This is a genomic window from Stenotrophomonas sp. X, from assembly GCF_055721025.1.
This window is the reverse complement of record NZ_CM146756.1, coordinates 4,150,751-4,165,071: the sequence shown is the minus strand read 5'-3', so window position 1 is coordinate 4,165,071 and position 14,321 is coordinate 4,150,751. Positions and strand designations below refer to the sequence as shown.

The window sequence follows — 14,321 nt, the reverse complement described above, 5'->3', positions numbered from 1 at the left end:
GCATGGATGTCTCCCACCTGCTTGATGGCCTGAACCCGGCCCAGCGCGAAGCCGTCTCCGCTCCCCCCGGCCACCACCTGGTGCTGGCCGGTGCCGGTTCCGGCAAGACCCGCGTACTCACCCACCGCATCGCCTGGCTGCATGAAGTCGATGGCGTGCCGACCCACGGCATTTTCGCGGTGACCTTCACCAACAAGGCGGCCGGCGAAATGCGCCACCGCATCGACGCCCAGCTGCCCCATGGCAGCCGTGGCATGTGGATCGGTACCTTCCACGGACTGGCCAACCGCCTGCTGCGCCTGCACTGGCAGGACGCCAAGCTGCCAGAAGGCTTCCAGGTGATGGACTCGGACGACCAGCTGCGGCTGGTCAAGCGCGTGGTGCAGGCGCTGGAGCTGGACGACGGCAAGTACCCGCCCAAGCAGATCGCGTGGTGGATCAACGCGCAGAAGGACGAAGGCCGCCGCCCGCAGCACATCCAGCCCGAACCGCACGATGCGTGGCTGGAAACCATGCGCCAGGCCTACATCGAGTACCAGGCACGCTGCGACCGCGCTGGCCTGGTCGACTTCGCCGAGCTGCTGCTGCGCGCGCATGAACTGCTGCGCGACAACCCGGCCCTGCTGGCGCATTACCGCGCGCGCTTCCGCGAGATCCTGGTGGACGAGTTCCAGGACACCAACGCCATCCAGTACGCCTTCGTGCGCGTGCTGGCCGGCGATTCCGGCCACGTGTTCGTGGTCGGCGACGATGACCAGGCCATCTACGGCTGGCGCGGCGCCAAGGTCGAGAACGTGCAGGGCTTCCTGCGCGATTTCCCGGGCGCGCAGACCATCCGCCTGGAGCAGAACTACCGCTCCACCGCCAACATCCTCGGCGCCGCCAATGCGGTGATCGCGCACAACCCGGATCGCATCGGCAAGCAGCTGTGGACCGACAGCGGTGACGGCGAGCCGATCGACCTGTACGCCGCGTACAACGAGATGGACGAGGCGCGCTACATCGTCGAGCGCGCCCGCCAGTGGGTGCGCGACGGTGGCAGCTACACCGAAGTGGCCGTGCTCTATCGCAGCAACGCGCAGTCGCGCGCGCTGGAAGAAGCGCTGCTGAGCGAACAGGTGCCGTACCGCGTGTATGGCGGCATGCGCTTCTTCGAGCGTGCCGAGATCAAGGACGCGCTGGCCTACCTGCGCCTGCTGTCCAACCGCAATGATGACGCCGCTTTCGAGCGCGCGGTCAACACGCCCACCCGGGGCATCGGCGACCGCACGCTGGACGAAGTGCGCCGCGAGGCGCGCGCGCAGGGCATTTCGTTGTGGGAAGCAACGATGCTGGTCACCCAAGGCAACGCGCTGGCCGCACGCGCGCGCAATGCGCTGGCCGGCTTCCTGGGGCTGGTCAACGAGCTGCAGGCGCAGACCGTGCACATGACCTTGGCCGAGCGCGTGGACCACGTGCTGGCCCGCTCGCAGCTGCGCGAGCACTGGAGCAAGGAAAGCCGCAACGCGCTGGATTCGGAATCGCGCACCGACAACCTCGACGAACTGGTCTCGGTGGCCTCGCGCTTCGTGCGCCGCGCCGACGACATCGAGGAAGTGGGCGAGGACATGGATGAGCTGGTCGCGTTCCTGGCCTATGCCGCGCTGGAGGCCGGTGAAGGCCAGGCGCAGGCCGGCGAGGATGGTGTGCAGCTGATGACCCTGCACTCGGCCAAGGGCCTGGAATTCCCGCTGGTGTTCCTGGCCGGCCTGGAAGAAGGCCTGTTCCCCAGCGCACGTTCGCTGGAGGAAAGCGGGCGATTGGAAGAAGAGCGCCGCCTGGCCTACGTCGGTATCACCCGCGCGCGCCAGAAGCTGGTGCTGAGCTATGCCGAATCGCGCCGCATCCACGGCCAGGACAACTACAGCCTGCCGTCGCGCTTCCTGCGCGAGATCCCGCGCGAGCTGCTGCACGAAGTGCGCCCCAAGGTACAGGTCTCGCGGCCGGCCTCGATGGGCGCCAGCCGGGTGATGGGCCATGCCTCGATCGAAGCACCGCCGATCAAGCTCGGCGCGCTGGTCACCCATCCCAAGTTCGGCGAAGGCATGGTGACCGACTACGAAGGCAGCGGCGCGCACGCCCGCGTGCAGGTCGAGTTTGCCGACGCCGGCAGCAAGTGGCTGGTGATGGCGTATGCCAACCTGACGGTGATCTGATCACCGCCAAGGGGTCGGATCCCTTTCCGTTGGAAAAGGGATCCGACCCCGATTAGGCTGCGCTCATGACCCGCAACGTGCTCTTCCTCTGCAGCCAGAACCGCCTGCGCAGCCCCACCGCCGAGCAGGTCTTCGCCGATTGGCCGGGCATCGAGACCGCCTCAGCCGGGTTGCTGGCCGACGCCGAGGAAGTGCTCAGCCCCGAGCTGCTGCAGTGGGCCGACCTGGTGTTCGTGATGGAGCGCGCCCACCGCAACCGGCTGTCCAGCCGCTACAAGGCGTGGTTGAACGGCAAGCGAGTGATCTGCCTGGATATCCCGGATGACTACGAGTACATGGACCCGGTGCTGGTGGAGCTGCTCAAGCGCAAGGTGACCCCGTTCCTGCGCTGACGGGCTGTTGTAGAGCCGAGCCCATGCTCGGCTGCTTCTGGCGCGAAAAGCAGCCGAGCATGGGCTCGGCTCTACAATAGGCGGCACTTCTTTCAGGAACGCTCCCATGACCGAACCTACGCTGCACGTCACCGTGACGTTGAATGCCCGGCTGCAGCCCGAGCATCGCCACGAACTGTTCGAGGACCCACTCGATGCGCTGCTGCAGGCGGCCAATGTCGGCGAGATCACCGGTGGCGGCACGGCGATGTCCGACCTGGGTGAGGTCGAATACGGCGATATCGAAGTGGCGCTGGTCGATGCCGATGGCGTGCCGAAGCTGATCGATCTGCTGGAACAGCTGGGTGCGCCGAAGGGCTCGAAGATCCAGGGCGCGGGTGAAGCCGATCGCAGCTTCGGCGTGACCGAGGGCCTGGGCATCTACCTGGATGGCCTGAACCTGCCGGACGAGGTCTACGAACAGTGCGATTCCAACCACGTGTTCGAGCAGCTGTCCGAGCGCATTGATGGCCTTGGCGAGATCTGCAGCTGGTGGCAGGGCCCGAGCGAGACCGCGCTGTACATGTACGGCCAATCGTTCGAGGCGATGCGCGATGCGATCGCTGAATTCGTGGGCAGCTACCCCCTGTGCCAGAACGCACGCGTGGTGCAGATCGCCTGAGGGCGGAAAATGTGGAGCCGAGTCATGCTCGGCTCATGCATCCGAAGCCGAGCATGGGCTCGGCTCTACAGAAGGGGGGCGGGCAAGCGGGTGGCGCGCACGGGCCGCTGCACGGCGCCGGATTGATCCTGCTCAAGGCGCCGCCTCCACATCCGGTGTGTAATGGTGTTGTTCCCATCTGGCAGACCGCCACGGAGCCCTACCATGTACAAGCGCATCCTGATTGCCACTGACGGGTCCGAGCTGGCCGACAAGGGCCTGGCCAAGGGCCTGGAGCTGGCCAAGGACCTCAATGCCGAGGTCGATATCGTGACCGTGTCCGAGCCGTGGGCCGTGGGCATGTATGACGCCATGGGCTGGAGCGTGGGCTACATGAACAGCCCGGAATACAAGGCCGACCGCGAGGAGGGCGCGCAGAAGGTGCTGGAGCCGGCGCTGGCCAAGGCCGCCGAGCAGGGCATCACGGCCAACCCGGTGCACGTGCTGGACCGCTACGCGGCCGACGGCATCATCGAGACGGCGGCCGAGCGCAACAGCGACCTGATCGTGATGACCTCGCACGGCCGCCGTGGCGTGACCCGTGTACTGCTGGGCAGCCAGACTGCCGAGGTACTGGCGCGCAGCACGCTGCCGGTACTGGTCATCCGCTGATCCATACCCGCAGATTCAAGCGTTCCCCCGGGGAGGGAACCCGACGCCGGTGCGCAGGATGCGCGCCGGCGTTGTTTTTTGTAGGGGGCTGGGGTGAATCCACGCATGGCGTGGATCTACTGGATCGCAGGGATCCGACCGGGTCACCTCACCAGCTGTACAGCTTCCAGTAGACCGGCGACACGCCATCCTTGTCGTTGTCGAATCGGCCATCGCCGTTCTTGTCGTACATGTAGAACGGGGCACCGCGCGACGGGGTCACCTTGACCATGCGCAGCTGGCCGGACACACGGTATTCCTCGATGACATCGCCGTTGTCCATGGTACGCCTGGACACATCCGCGCCCTTGACGTCCACCGGGGGAGCACCCGCGCCACCCATGCTGGCGCAGCCAGCGAGCAGGAGCAGGGAAGCCAGCATCAGGGTCTTCATCGGCGGGGGCCTTTGCCTGGAAAGAGCCCTGATTATGCCCCATCGCGGTGTGCGCGCCGTGTCGCCGCGGTGCAGGCACGGGCGCGTAGAATCGGCGCATGAGCAGATTAGTCCTGATCGACGGGTCCAGTTACCTGTACCGCGCGTTCCACGCGCTGCCGCCCCTGTCCAATGCACAGGGTGAACCCACCGGCGCGCTGTTCGGCGTGGTCAACATGCTGCGTTCGACGCTGAAGGAGCGCCCGGCCTACGTCGCGTTCGTGGTCGATGCGCCCGGCAAGACCTTCCGTGATGACCTGTACGACCAGTACAAGGCCAACCGCCCGCCGATGCCCGATGAACTGCGCAGCCAGGTCGAGCCGATGTGCCGCATCGTCGAAGCGCTGGGCATCAGCATCCTGCGCATCCCCGGCGTGGAAGCCGACGATGTGATCGGCACGCTTGCGCTGCAGGGCCTGGCGCAGGACCTGAAGGTGACCATCTCCACCGGCGACAAGGACTTTGCCCAGCTGGTGCGGCCGGGCATCGAGCTGGTCAACACCATGACCGGCAGCCGCATGGATTCCGACGCGGCGGTGATGGACAAGTTCGGCGTGCGCGCCGATCAGATCATCGACCTGCTGGCGCTGATGGGCGACGCGGTCGACAACGTGCCGGGCGTGGAGAAGTGCGGGCCGAAGACCGCTGCCAAGTGGCTGGCCGAGTACCAGCACCTGGACGGGGTGATGGCGGCCGCGCCGACCATGAAGGGCAAGATCGGCGAGAACCTGCGCGCTGCGCTGGAGCGGCTGCCGCTGAACCGCGAGCTGGTGACCATCCGTACCGACGTGGAACTGGACGCCAGCCCGACCACGCTGGCCCTGCGCGAGCAGGATGTGCCGGCGCTGACCGAGCTGTATACGCGCTATGGCTTCACCCAGGCGTTGAAGGAGCTGGGCGCGCCGGTGCCGGCACCGCTGGCCGCCAGCGAGGCGACCCCGAGCCTGCGCGGCACCGCCGCCGGCTTCGCACGTGGCAGCGTCGAGGCGCCGGCCGCCGGCACGCTGGATCCGGCACTGTCCGCGCCGGGTGAATACGAGACCGTGCTGACCAGCGGGCAGCTGCAGGCCTGGGTCGAGCGCCTGCAGCAGGCCGAGCTGATCAGCTTCGATACTGAAACCGATGCGCTGGACGCGATGCGCGCGCGCCTGGTCGGCGTCAGCCTGGCGGTCGAGCCGGGCAGGGCGGCCTACATTCCGGTCGGCCACGATTACCCGGGTGCGCCGGCCCAGCTGCCGATGCAGCAGGTGCTGGATGCGCTGCGGCCGGTGCTGCAGGACCCGGCGAAGAAGAAGCTGGGCCAGCATGGCAAGTACGACCTGCATGTGCTGCGCCGCCACGGCGTGGAGGTGCAGGGCTACCACGACGACACCATGCTCGAGAGCTTCGTGCTCAACTCCACCGCCACCCGCCACGACATGGATTCGCTGGCCCTGCGTTACCTGGGCTACACCACCCTCAAGTTCGAGGACGTGGCCGGCAAGGGTGCCAAGCAGATTCCGTTCTCGCAGGTGGGCATCGACGAAGCCAGCCGCTATGCGGCGGAGGATGCCGACATCACCCTGCGCCTGCATCGCGCGCTGCAGCCGCAGCTGCTGGCCGAGCCGGCGCTGGACAGCGTGTACCGCACCATCGAGATGCCGCTGGTGCCGGTGCTGACCACGATCGAAGCCAACGGCGTGCGGATCGACACCGACGAACTGCGCCGCCAGAGCCAGGACCTGTCCTCGCGCATGCTGGCCGCGCAGCAGAAGGCCACCGAGCTGGCCGGGCGCAGCTTCAACCTGGATTCGCCCAAGCAGCTCCAGGCGGTGCTGTTCGACGAGCTGAAGCTGCCGGCGGTGGTGAAGACCCCGAAGGGCCAGCCCAGCACCAACGAAGAGGCGCTGGAGGCGATTGCCGACCAGCATGAACTGCCGCGGGTGATCCTCGACTACCGCGGATTGGCCAAGCTGCGCAGCACCTACACCGACAAGCTGCCGGAGATGGTCAATCCGGACACCGGCCGGGTGCACACCAGCTACCACCAGTCCGGCGCCGCTACCGGCCGCCTGTCCTCGTCGGACCCGAACCTGCAGAACATCCCGATCCGCACCGAGGACGGCCGCCGCATCCGCCGCGCGTTCGTGGCGCCGGAAGGCTTCCAGCTGCTGGCCGCCGACTATTCGCAGATCGAGCTGCGGATCATGGCGCACCTGTCCGAGGATCCGGGCCTGGTGCGCGCCTTCGAGCAGGGCGCCGACGTGCACCGTGCCACCGCCGCCGAGGTGTTCGGGCGCACGCTGGAAGAGGTGACCCCGAACGAGCGCCGCGCCGCCAAGGCGATCAACTTCGGCCTGATGTACGGCATGAGCGCCTTCGGCCTGGCCCGCAACCTGGGCATCGACCGGGGCCAGGCGCAGGACTATGTGGCGCTGTACTTCAGCCGCTACCCGGGCGTGCGCGACTTCATGGAGCGGATGCGCCAGCAGGCCCGCGACCAGGGCTACGTGGAAACCCTGTTCGGCCGCCGCCTGTACCTGAACGACATCCACGCCCGCAACCAGGGCCTGCGTGCCGGGGCCGAGCGCGCCGCGATCAACGCGCCGATGCAGGGCACCGCCGCCGACATCATCAAGCGTGCAATGGTGGATGTGGACCAGTGGCTGCGCGACAGCGGGGCACCGGCACGGATGATCCTGCAGGTGCACGATGAACTGGTCTTTGAAACCGAAAGCGGTTTCGTTGAAGACTTGCGTTTGCAGGTGGTAGAGCGCATGTCGCAAGCGGCCAAACTGCGGGTGCCTCTGGTGGTCGACACGGGCGTCGGCAACAACTGGGACGAAGCGCACTGACGGCATTTCAGGCCGAAAACGACGTGAATGTGTTCATGAGTCAGGGGTTTCTGACTCGACCATGAATGTTGCCCCGATTGAATTTCATTAAATGGGGCCCCTTCACGAACCGTTAGTGTTCGGAGTGCTTCTATAACTCCCGACAGGCGCAATGCCTGTTGTGGATCTCTCCCATCCCCTGGAGCAGATCTCGGAACGGGGACTCCTCCCCAAGTGCCCGTTCCCCGGCCCCGTTGACCTCCCCCTGGTCAGCGGGGCTTTTTATTTGTGCTGCCGGAACCGCAGATGGGGTCAGGCTGGGCCACTGTCCAGCAAGGGAAGACCATGCCCGACCTGTTCGCGCTGGCCATGCCGTGGTGGGAATTCATCCTGCGCGCGGTGGTCGCCTGTTCGAGGCGGTACTTCGGCGCGAGCTGATCAGCCGCGCCGACTTCGATGCCGCGCTCCGCCAGCAGGGCGGGCTGCAGATTGAAGACGTGCAGATTGCCCTGCTGGAGACGACAGGGCACATCACCATCATCGCGCGAAAGGGCAGCTGACCAGCGCCGAGCCCACGTCCCGCGCGACGACACCCCTCAGAGCCAGTCGCGCGGCACCAGGTAGTCGGCCAGGCGCGATTCGGGGCTGCCGGGTTCGGGCGAGAAGCCGTATTCCCAGCGCACCCGCGGCGGCAGGCTCATCAGGATGCTTTCGCTGCGGCCACCGCTCTGCAGCCCGAACAGGGTGCCGCGGTCGTAGACCAGGTTGAATTCCACGTAGCGGCCGCGGCGGTACAGCTGGAACTCGCGTTCGCGTTCGCCATGCGGAGTGTCCTTGCGCTGCTGCACGATCGGCAGGTACGCATCGAGGAAGCCGTCGCCGACCGCGCGCAGATAATCGAAATCGCGCTCGAAATCGCCGTGCAGGTCGTCGAAGAACAGACCGCCGACGCCGCGCGTTTCGTTGCGATGACGCAGGAAGAAGTATTCGTCGCACCAGCGCTTGTGCGCGGCGTAGCGTTCGTCGCCGAACGGCGCACACAGATCGCGTGCGACCCGGTGCCAGTGCTGCACGTCCTCGTCGAACGGATAGAACGGGGTCAGGTCGAAGCCGCCGCCGAACCAGCTGGCCACCACTTCACCGTCGCGCTGCGCCTGGAAGAAGCGCACGTTTGCATGGGTGGTCGGCACGTACGGGTTGAGCGGGTGGAACACCAGCGACACGCCGGTGGCGCGCCAGGAGGCGCCCGCCAGTTCCGGGCGGTTGGCCGAGGCCGACGGCGGCAGGCGGCTGCCAGCGACGTCGGAGAAGCCGATGCCGGCCTGCTCGAACACCGCACCGTCGCGCAGCACGCGGGTACGCCCGCCACCGCCCTCGGCACGCTGCCACAGGTCTTCCTGGAAGCGGGCCCGGCCATCGACGGCCTCGATCGCCGCACAGATGCGGTCCTGCAGCTCGGTGAGGTAGGCGCGAACGCGCTCGAATTCGTTCATGGCGCGTACTTTACCGCAGGGCCCGGCCAACGCTGCGGACAGGCCCTGGCAGGCTCAGCGCTTGCGATTGGAAGTGCGCGGCGCCGGAGCGTCCTCGGCCGTCGCTTCGTCCACCGCCTCCTGCAGGACGCGACCCAGCTCCAGGGCGCTCCAGTTTCCGGTGTCCAGCACATCGCAGGCGACGTGGCGCCCGCTGCGGTCGGCGGCGCACAGCCGCTCCAGCGTCGCATGGGCGTCGACGTCGCTGCTGCGGCCCTGCGCTGCGACCAGGTTCTCGCAGCCCTCGCGCACGCCGGCACGGCACACGGTGGTGTAGTGCTCTGCCGCCTGTCGCCACTGGCCGGACAGCGCAAGACGGTTGCCAAGAATGTTGCAGCCCTGCAGCTTGCCCTGCGCGCAGCAGGCTTCGGCACCGCCGCTGGCCAGCGCTTGCGGGCAGTCCTGCGGCAGCGGTAGCACCGTGTAGTGTTTCGGCGGGCTGCAGGTGCTCGCGCCCTCGCCGGTCGGCACGAACACCTGGAAGCGTGTCCACGTGTCCAGGCCCAGCAGCTGGCCCCCGGGCAACGGCCGCAGCACGAAGTCGCCGCCCTTGTCGTGGCGGATGCGGACGTCGCCGTCTTCGACACGGGCACGCAGCTGGCTGTCCCAGCCGATGCCGACCCGTCCTGCATCGCCGAAGTCCAGCGTATCCATCAGGCCACCCGCGGCGCGGAAGGTGCCGCAGGGCAGCGCCGTAGCCGGCTGCGGCCGCAACGAGGCGCCCAGCGCCTGCAACGCAGGCAGGCGCTCACAGGCGGCGCTGTCATTGCCGGGCGCGCACGCTGTGGCCAGTGCCTGCACCGCCTGCAAGGGGTCGCCGGATTCCCACGAGAGCTCGGCCACGCGGCTGCAGAAGCCGCCATGGCCGACCTGCTGGCACAACTGCAACAGCTGCTGGCGCTGCGCGGCCGGCACCACCACCGGCGTGGAGGGTGACAGCACGGAGCTCACCGCTTCGACCATCGCCGCACCCATCGCGGCCTTGACGATCTGCTCCTGCAGCGCCGGATCCGCTTCCAGCGCCGCTGCACAGGCCGGTGTCTCGTTGCTGAAGCCTCCATTCCGGCACGGCACAGGCAGTTCGATGCCGGCCAGTGCGGTATCGAGGATGGCCTGTTGCTGCGCCTCATCCGGCGTGGCCGGCGCCCTGGCCTCGTCATGCCAGCGATCGGCCAGCTGCAGGCACATGCCGGGCACGCCTTCCCGGCACGCCGCTGCCAGCGCGGTGGGGGTCGCCTCGTGGCGGTTGTCCAGGCAGGCCGCCGCATCGGCCAGGCAGCTGCCCGCAGCCGGCGCGGCGGCTGCGGCGCACTGTGCAGGGGCCTGCAGGGTGTAGACCGTGCCGTCCACCTCGAGGGTGCGGCCACGGTCGCGCACCTGCAGCGCGCTGGGCAGGCCATATTCCAGATTCACCAGCTGCAGCTTGCCTTCGATCTGCTGGAACGCGACCGGGGTCGGTGCGCTGCCGAAGTGCTTCTGCTCGCCACGGTTGGATGAGCTGACGCGCAGCGTGCTGCTGCCTTCGTCGGCCTTGAACAGGCCGCATTGCGGTGACTGTGCCGCGGCCACCGGCGTGGCCAGCAGCAACGCCCAGGCCAGCCAGTGGCGGTACGGTGCGAATGAGAGCATGTCGTCTCCTTGACGATCAAAGGCAAAACGCCGGGCGCTGCCGGAGGCCTTGGCCCACGCCCGGCAGAACTCAGTGGAAGCGCGCGCGCACGTCGGGGCGCAGCAGGCGCCAGGCCAGCCAGCCCTGCAGGCCGAGAAGCACGAACGACATGCCGACCACGGTCAGCGTGATCAGCCAGCGTTTCAGCTGCAGTTCCTGCAGCAGGGCCGGGTCATCGGCCAGCAACGGAATGAAGTCGCCCATGAACAGGTCCAGCCACCAGGCGGCTGCGAAGTTGGTCAGGGCACTCAGCAGCAGCAGTACCACGAAGCTCCACAGGCCCCAGCGACGTTCACGCAGCAGGCCCCAACTTGACACGGTCGAGGCCAGGCACAACAGCGCGACGACCATTGACGCGGCCACCGGGTGCGCCAGCAGCCAGACCAGGCTGTGCATCTGCTGGAGCTGCACTTCACCTTCCACCAGGTGCCACAGCGCGAGGTTCTGCAGCGGCCACAGCACCAGTCCCTGCAGCACGAAGTAGATCGTCAGCAGCAGTGATAGCCAGAACGAAGCCTGTGCGACCGGGCGCACCCAGGCGTGATAGGCCGGGGAAAGCGGCGAGGGGATCGACGGGATCGACATTGACATCCGATGTCCTTGCAGTCGGCGCCCGCCTGCTCAGCGGGCCGTCGCCCGGGTGGCGACGGCCGGCAGGATATGGTGTTCGCTCAAGGGTGCCAAGGGCAGGCCATGCGGCGGTTGCAGCGGCACCCAGGCCAGTTCGGCAATTTCGGCGCGCGCCTGCGGCGCACCGTCCACCTGCACCCACCACGCCTGTGCCTGCACGTGGTGGCCGGGCTCGTTCACCGCCCAGTCCTCGAACGTGCCCAGCGCGATGGCGGCATCGGCGCGCAGCTGCACGCCCAGTTCCTCGTCCAGCTCGCGGGCCAGCGCCTGCAGGGGCGCCTCGCCGGGTTCGGGCTTGCCACCGGGCTGGATGAAGCGGCGCGCACCCTGCTTGCGCACCACCAGCGCCCGGCCGCGGTCATCCAGGATGACCGCAGCCACGATCCGGATCGTGGCTGCGGCGTCGCTCACTTCAGGTTCTGCTCGAACAGCTTGAGGATGCGCTTGTACTGGTCCAGCCAGGAATCGGCACGCACATAGCCGTGGCGTTCCAGTGGGTACGGGGCGATCGACCAGTTGTCCTTGTGCAGTTCGATCAGGCGCTGGGTGAGGTTCACCGAATCCTGGAAGAACACGTTGTCATCCATCATGCCGTGGGCGATCAGCAGGTTGTCCTGCAGGTTCTGCGCGTACTCGATCGGCGAGGACACGCGGTACGCCTCCGGGTCGATGTCCGGGGTGTTGAGGATGTTGCTGGTGTAGCCGTGGTTGTAGTTGTGCCAGTCCACCACCGGGCGCAGCGCGGCGCCGGCCTTGAAGGTGCCCGGCGCACGGAACAGCGCCATGAAGGTCATGAAGCCGCCATAGGAACCGCCGTAGATGCCGGCGTGGTCGCGGTCACCCTGCTGGGTGTCGACCAGCCAGTCCAGGCCGTCCTTGTAGTCTTCCAGTTCCGGGTGGCCCATGTTGCGGTAGATGGCCGTGCGCCAGTCGCGGCCATAGCCCTCGCTGCCGCGGTAGTCCATGTCCAGCACGATGTAGCCCTTCTGCACCAGCAGATTGTGGAACATCTGCTCGCGGAAATAGGCCGGGTAGCGCTGGTGCACGTTCTGCAGGTAGCCGGCGCCGTGCACGAACATCACGATCGGATACTTGCGGCCCGGTTCCTTGTTTTCCGGTTCGTAGTACTTGGCCCAGACCACGCCGGCACCATGCTTGGACGGCACTGCCACCAGCTTCGGCTGGGTCCACTGGCGTGCCTTGTAGTCGGCGGTGCGGGTGTCGGTCAGCACGCGCGCTTGGCCACCGGCACTGGGCAGTACCGCCAGCTGCGGCGGCAGGTAGGCGCCGGAGTAGCGCACCAGCAGCTGCTGGCCGTCGGGCGACAGCGAGAAATCCTCCACGCCGTTGAGGCTGGTCAGCTCGCGCACCTGGCGGCTGCCGGTGTCGACCGCGCAGACTTCGTAGTCATGCGGCGCCTGCTGGTTGCACAGGAAGTAGAAGCCCTTGCCATCGGCCGACGGCACCGGCGCCGAGGTTTCCCACTTGCCGCTGGTCAGCGCCTGCGGCTTGGCGGTGCCGGCCTGGGTGTACAGGTGCGAGAAGCCCGATTCCTCGGACAACAGCCACAGCGTGCGGCCATCGGCCATCCAGCCGAAATCGTTGAAGCCCCAGTTGATCCAGGCGTTGTCGGTCAGGCGGTGGCGGTTCTGCACGCGGCCGTCGGCAGCATTGACGCTGATGATCCAGCGGTCCTTGTTGTCGTTGGCGCGCAGCATCACCGCGGCCTGCTGGCCGTCGGCGCTCCAGCGGATGCCGCCGCCCATGAAGTCGCTCATCACCTGCACGCTGCGCTCGCCCTTCAGCGCATCCTTGCCGGCCTTGCGGCGCAGTTCGGCCAGCGGGTCGGTGCTGATGCCCGGCAGGCCGGACAGCGAGACTTTCTCGGCCTTGCCGGTGCGCACGTCCACGTACCACAGGGTGTGTGGCTCGAAGCCGTTGCGGCCGACGCGGGTGCGGGTGTCCTCGGTTTCCTCGTAGCCCGACTCGGTCACGTACAGCGGCATCTTGCTGGTGCGGCCGTCGTCGAAGTCCTTCGGCTTGGTCACCACGATCAGGTGGGTCAGGTCCGGCGACAGCACGCTGTCACCGATCTCGACGTCGGCGCCGAGGTAGACCGGGCCCGGTGCGCGGGTCGGGTCGGCCTGGCGCCAGCGCTGGTCCTGGTCCTTCAATGCCTCGCGCTGCTCGCGGTCGCGGCGCAGGGTTTCCAGCGTGCGCAGCTGCTGGTCGCGCAGCACGTCGGCCTTCGGCGGCGTGCGCGGGTCCTTCTCGGCCTTCAGGCTGGCCACCTGCTGCACGCCGCTGGCGGCGGTCCAGTGGAACCAGTTCTGGCCGACGCGCCAGATCACGCCGTTGTCCGCGGCAAAGTTCACGTTGCCCGCGCGCTCGTTGCTGCGGGTCAGCTGGGTCAGCGCGCCGCTGCGCAGGTCGCGCACGAACACATCGCCATTGCGCACGAAGGCGCTGCGGCTGCGGCTGCGGTCGTAGACCGGATCGGCGACGTCCAGGGTGCCGCGCTGGTCATCGGCCACCTGCGCGGCCACGCCGCCGGCCACCGGCTGGCGGAAGGTGTCGCGTACCGGGCTGCCGTTGCGCTTGAGCTGGTATTCCACCTGCTGGCTGTTCCACGACCACCAGGCCTTCTCGACCGGGGGACCGATCCAGTCCGGGTCGGCCATGGCCTGTTCGATGGTGATCGGCGTCGGCGCGGCATGCGCGGCCGGTGCGGCCAGCACGGCCGACAGCAGGAGGGACAGGGGCAGCACTCGGGACATGGGCGGACGGCACCAGAAGAGGAAACCGGCCAAGGGTAGCAGCCGCCCCGGCCCGGGGCAGGGGCCACAGGTCATGGCAGCGGGATTGGCAAAGTGGCGCAACCGGTTGCCGTGGTCGCGCATCCATTCTCCTGAACCCGCATCATCCACCGAACAGGAGCCCGACCATGCAGGAACTGATCCCGATCACCCTCTTCATCTGCATCGCCTACGCGATCCATGCCATTGCCGATGCGCGCGCGCGCAGCAAGCTGGTGGCCCCGCACGTACCGGAGGAAGTGATCCGCTCGCTGGCCGTGCTGGAAGAAGAGCGCCGCCGCCAGGGTGCGTTGCGCTGGGGCATCAGCCTGGTCTGCCTGGCCCTGGCCATGGCCCTGCTGGAAGCCATCGGGGCCCGTGACCTGACCTTTGGCGCCGCCGCCGCGCTGGTCGGCAGTGCCGGCCTCGGCCAGCTGCTGGCCTGGCACTTCACCCGGCCTGCCGCGCGCAAGGGCTGAGGCAGGCATGCCACGGGCACAGGGGGCGCCCC

At 67.8% G+C, this 14,321-nt stretch carries 12 protein-coding genes and 1 pseudogene; 7 read left to right on the top strand and 6 right to left on the bottom strand.

Going from position 1 to position 14,321, the window contains the following annotated elements; genetic code table 11:
* The first annotated feature begins 2 nt into the window (after positions 1–2).
* From uvrD to ACZ75I_RS19105, 4 genes are all read left to right on the top strand, one after another.
* Positions 3–2,195 carry a DNA helicase II gene (gene uvrD / locus ACZ75I_RS19120; RefSeq protein WP_088497393.1) on the top strand — a complete coding sequence of 731 codons (2,193 nt, stop codon included), beginning with the start codon at positions 3–5 and terminating at the stop codon, positions 2,193–2,195.
* Positions 2,196–2,260: 65 nt separating this feature from the next.
* Entirely contained in the window at positions 2,261–2,587 is a 327-nt protein-coding gene (locus ACZ75I_RS19115; RefSeq protein ID WP_049454192.1) for a low molecular weight protein tyrosine phosphatase family protein, read from the top strand.
* A 106-nt stretch (positions 2,588–2,693) separates the two neighbouring features.
* The gene (locus ACZ75I_RS19110) at positions 2,694–3,248 is read left to right on the top strand and encodes a hypothetical protein (RefSeq protein ID WP_134969325.1); all 555 of its coding nucleotides are present in this window, start codon (positions 2,694–2,696) and stop codon (positions 3,246–3,248) included.
* A 204-nt stretch (positions 3,249–3,452) separates the two neighbouring features.
* Positions 3,453–3,899 carry a universal stress protein gene (locus tag ACZ75I_RS19105; protein ID WP_346477054.1) on the top strand — a complete coding sequence of 149 codons (447 nt, stop codon included), beginning with the start codon at positions 3,453–3,455 and terminating at the stop codon, positions 3,897–3,899.
* 148 nt (positions 3,900–4,047) lie between these two features.
* Here the strand turns inward: ACZ75I_RS19105 and ACZ75I_RS19100 are convergent, their stop codons facing one another.
* Positions 4,048–4,332: a DUF2782 domain-containing protein gene (locus ACZ75I_RS19100; protein ID WP_049443782.1), complete on the bottom strand. Its 285-nt coding sequence runs from the start codon at positions 4,330–4,332 to the stop codon at positions 4,048–4,050.
* Positions 4,333–4,430: 98 nt separating this feature from the next.
* Between ACZ75I_RS19100 and polA the strand changes: the two genes are divergently transcribed.
* Together polA and ACZ75I_RS19090 are read left to right on the top strand one after the other, a co-directional pair.
* Positions 4,431–7,205: a DNA polymerase I gene (polA, locus tag ACZ75I_RS19095; RefSeq protein WP_346477055.1), complete on the top strand. Its 2,775-nt coding sequence runs from the start codon at positions 4,431–4,433 to the stop codon at positions 7,203–7,205.
* Positions 7,206–7,576: 371 nt separating this feature from the next.
* Positions 7,577–7,744, top strand: a pseudogene (locus tag ACZ75I_RS19090) (YetF domain-containing protein); the annotation flags it as partial.
* Between the two features lie 36 nt (positions 7,745–7,780).
* On the opposite strand, the gene hemF reads toward ACZ75I_RS19090, so the two are convergent.
* The 5 genes from hemF to ACZ75I_RS19065 form a co-directional block, all read right to left on the bottom strand.
* Entirely contained in the window at positions 7,781–8,677 is an 897-nt protein-coding gene (gene hemF / locus ACZ75I_RS19085; RefSeq protein WP_049415973.1) for an oxygen-dependent coproporphyrinogen oxidase, read from the bottom strand.
* A gap of 54 nt (positions 8,678–8,731) precedes the next feature.
* Positions 8,732–10,345, bottom strand: coding sequence for a hypothetical protein (locus tag ACZ75I_RS19080; RefSeq protein ID WP_134972533.1), 1,614 nt, complete (start codon positions 10,343–10,345; stop codon positions 8,732–8,734).
* A 70-nt stretch (positions 10,346–10,415) separates the two neighbouring features.
* Entirely contained in the window at positions 10,416–10,976 is a 561-nt protein-coding gene (locus ACZ75I_RS19075) for a hypothetical protein (protein WP_061480545.1), read from the bottom strand.
* A 30-nt stretch (positions 10,977–11,006) separates the two neighbouring features.
* Entirely contained in the window at positions 11,007–11,426 is a 420-nt protein-coding gene (locus ACZ75I_RS19070; protein WP_472958526.1) for an NUDIX hydrolase, read from the bottom strand.
* Positions 11,423–13,792 (bottom strand): S9 family peptidase, encoded by a 2,370-nt coding sequence (locus tag ACZ75I_RS19065; RefSeq protein ID WP_472958525.1) that lies wholly within the window; start codon positions 13,790–13,792, stop codon positions 11,423–11,425. The genes ACZ75I_RS19070 and ACZ75I_RS19065 overlap by 4 nt, the downstream gene beginning before the upstream one ends.
* 167 nt (positions 13,793–13,959) lie before the next feature.
* Here ACZ75I_RS19065 and ACZ75I_RS19060 point away from each other — a divergent pair, with 167 nt between their 5' ends.
* Positions 13,960–14,289 (top strand): hypothetical protein, encoded by a 330-nt coding sequence (locus tag ACZ75I_RS19060; RefSeq protein WP_005414880.1) that lies wholly within the window; start codon positions 13,960–13,962, stop codon positions 14,287–14,289.
* Positions 14,290–14,321: the final 32 nt, after the last annotated feature.

Coding starts and splice junctions, on each gene's coding strand:
- uvrD (WP_088497393.1), top strand. CDS start 3: ATGGATGTCTCCCACCTGCTTGATGGCCTGAACCCGGCCCAGCGCGAA.
- ACZ75I_RS19115 (WP_049454192.1), top strand. CDS start 2,261: ATGACCCGCAACGTGCTCTTCCTCTGCAGCCAGAACCGCCTGCGCAGC.
- ACZ75I_RS19110 (WP_134969325.1), top strand. CDS start 2,694: ATGACCGAACCTACGCTGCACGTCACCGTGACGTTGAATGCCCGGCTG.
- ACZ75I_RS19105 (WP_346477054.1), top strand. CDS start 3,453: ATGTACAAGCGCATCCTGATTGCCACTGACGGGTCCGAGCTGGCCGAC.
- ACZ75I_RS19100 (WP_049443782.1), bottom strand. CDS start 4,332: ATGAAGACCCTGATGCTGGCTTCCCTGCTCCTGCTCGCTGGCTGCGCC.
- polA (WP_346477055.1), top strand. CDS start 4,431: ATGAGCAGATTAGTCCTGATCGACGGGTCCAGTTACCTGTACCGCGCG.
- hemF (WP_049415973.1), bottom strand. CDS start 8,677: ATGAACGAATTCGAGCGCGTTCGCGCCTACCTCACCGAGCTGCAGGAC.
- ACZ75I_RS19080 (WP_134972533.1), bottom strand. CDS start 10,345: ATGCTCTCATTCGCACCGTACCGCCACTGGCTGGCCTGGGCGTTGCTG.
- ACZ75I_RS19075 (WP_061480545.1), bottom strand. CDS start 10,976: ATGTCAATGTCGATCCCGTCGATCCCCTCGCCGCTTTCCCCGGCCTAT.
- ACZ75I_RS19065 (WP_472958525.1), bottom strand. CDS start 13,792: ATGTCCCGAGTGCTGCCCCTGTCCCTCCTGCTGTCGGCCGTGCTGGCC.
- ACZ75I_RS19060 (WP_005414880.1), top strand. CDS start 13,960: ATGCAGGAACTGATCCCGATCACCCTCTTCATCTGCATCGCCTACGCG.